At 70.7% G+C, this 2,244-nt stretch carries 1 protein-coding gene and 2 pseudogenes; all 3 read right to left on the bottom strand.

From position 1 onward, the window contains the following. A partial coding sequence (locus tag ACFYOH_RS44700; RefSeq protein ID WP_388638093.1) for a type I polyketide synthase occupies positions 1-1,757 on the bottom strand: 1,757 nt, incomplete at its 3' end. Positions 1,758-1,778: 21 nt separating this feature from the next. Then, positions 1,779-1,826, bottom strand: a pseudogene (locus ACFYOH_RS44695) (polyketide synthase docking domain-containing protein); the annotation flags it as partial. 45 nt (positions 1,827-1,871) lie between these two features. Further along, a pseudogene (locus ACFYOH_RS44690) lies at positions 1,872-2,244 on the bottom strand (polyketide synthase); the annotation flags it as partial.

Raw genomic sequence — 2,244 nt, 5'->3', positions numbered from 1 at the left:
AGTTCGAAGTGGGTGAGGATCTCGTCCAGCACCTGGGCGAACACGGGATAAGCGTCGTACAGCTCCCGGCCCATCCCCAGCCGCTGGCTGCCCTGACCGGTGAACAGGAACGCCAGCTTGCCCCGGCCGTCGGCGTTTCCGAACGGCATGCCGGCCGGGGTCTTGCCGGCGGCCACCTCGGCCAGACGGTCGAGGAAGGTGCGGCGGTCGGCCGCGATCACCACGGCGCGGGTCTCCAGGGCGGACCGTGTCGTCGCCAGGGAGTGAGCGATGTCGGTCGGGTCGAGTTCGGGGCGCTGCTGTATGTGGGCCAGCAACCGCTCCGCCTGGGCGCACAGCGCCTGCTCGCCTCGGGCCGACAGGAGCCAGGGCAGCACAGGCAGCGAGATCTTGGCGGGCGAGGCCGCCGTGCCGTCCTCGGGTGAGAGCTGTCCGTCGTCGGCCAGTGGCGGCTGTTCGACGATGACATGGGCGTTGGTGCCGCTGATGCCGAAGGAGGACACCGCCGCCCGGCGGGGACGGCCGGTCTCCGGCCACTCCCGCGCCTCGGTCAGCAGCTCCACCGCGCCCGCCGCCCAGTCCACGTGCGGGGACGGCTCGTCGACGTGCAGGGTCCGCGGCAGCACACCGTGCCGCATCGCCATCACCATCTTGATGATCCCGGCGACACCGGCAGCCGCCTGCGTGTGACCGATGTTCGACTTGATCGAGCCCAGCCACAGCGGCGTCTCCTCGGCCCGTGCCCTGCCGTAGGTCGCCAGCAGCGCCTGCGCCTCGATCGGGTCGCCCAGCGTCGTACCCGTGCCGTGCGCCTCCACCACGTCGACGTCCTTCGTGGTCAGCCGGGCGTTGGCCAGTGCCTGCCGGATCACTCGCTGCTGCGAGGGACCGTTCGGCGCCGTCAGGCCGTTGCTCGCGCCGTCCTGGTTGACCGCTGAGCCGCGGACCACGGCCAGCACGGGGTGGCCGTTCTTCCGGGCGTCCGAGAGCCGCTCCACCAAGACCATGCCCACGCCCTCGCCCCAGCCCGTGCCGTCCGCCGCGGCGGCGAACGACTTGCAGCGGCCGTCGAAGGACAGGCCGCGCTGACGGCTGAACTCGGTGAAGGTACCCGGTGTCGGCATGACGGTGACACCGCCGGCCAGCGCCAGCGAGCACTCGCCGTTGCGCAGCGCCTGGACGGCCAGGTGCAGGGTGACCAGCGAGGACGAGCAGGCGGTGTCGACGGTGACCGCCGGGCCCTCCAGGCCGAACGAGTAGGCCACACGGCCGGAGGCGATGCTGCTGGATCCGCCGGTGCCGAGGTAGCCCTCCACGCCTTCGGGTACGGCGCGCAGGCGGGAGGTGTAGTCGTGGTACATCACGCCGGCGAAGACACCCGTCCGGCTGCCGCGCACCGACGCCGGGTCGATGCCCGCGCGTTCGAACACCTCCCAGGTGGTCTCCAGCAGCAGCCGCTGCTGCGGGTCCATCGCCAGCGCCTCACGCGGGCTGATGCCGAAGAACGCCGGGTCGAAGTAGTTGGCGTCGTGCAGGAACCCGCCTTCGCTGACGTAACTCGTGCCCTTTTGTTCGGGATCGGCGTCGAAGAGACGCTCGATGTCCCAGCCGCGGTCGGTCGGGAAACCGGTGATCGCGTCCCGGCCGTCCAGGACCAGCTGCCACAGGTCCTCGGGCGATCCGACGCCACCGGGGTAGCGGCAGCTCATCCCGACGATCGCGATCGGTTCCTGCTCCCCGGACTCGACTTCCTCCAGGCGGCGCCGGGTTTCATGAAGGTCCGCCGTCACCCGCTTGAGAAAGTAGCGGAGCTTTTCCTCGTTCATACGTGCATCCCTCTCGCGGCAGCCAGAAAGGCGGAGCCGTTCACGTCAGGAGATCCCGAACTCTTTACCGATGAAGTCGAACAGGTCGTCGTCCGTCGCCGATTCGATCTCCTCGGCGACCTCGGCCGCAGCCGCGTCGTCCTCCGGCTCCTTCCGGCCGTCACCCCACTTGGCCAGCAGGTCCTGGAGGCGTGCGGTGATCTGCGCATGCCCGTCGTCATCGGGGAGGACCACCGCCAGAGATGCCTCCAGCCTGTCGAGCTCCGCGAGCAGCGGGGTCACCGCCGCCGGCCCGTCCGGGGCGGTCTCCTCCCGGAGGAAGGCGGCCAGGGCGGTGGGCGTGGGGTAGTCGAAGATCAGGGTCGCGGGGAGGCGGACCTCGGTGGCCGCGGTCAGCCGGTTGCGCAGTTCCACCGCG

Source organism: Streptomyces sp. NPDC007856, assembly GCF_042868225.1.
In the GTDB taxonomy this organism is placed as follows: Bacteria; Actinomycetota; Actinomycetes; order Streptomycetales; family Streptomycetaceae; genus Streptomyces.
The sequence above is the reverse complement of the archived record's forward strand: the minus strand, read 5'-3'. Positions and strand labels throughout refer to the sequence as shown.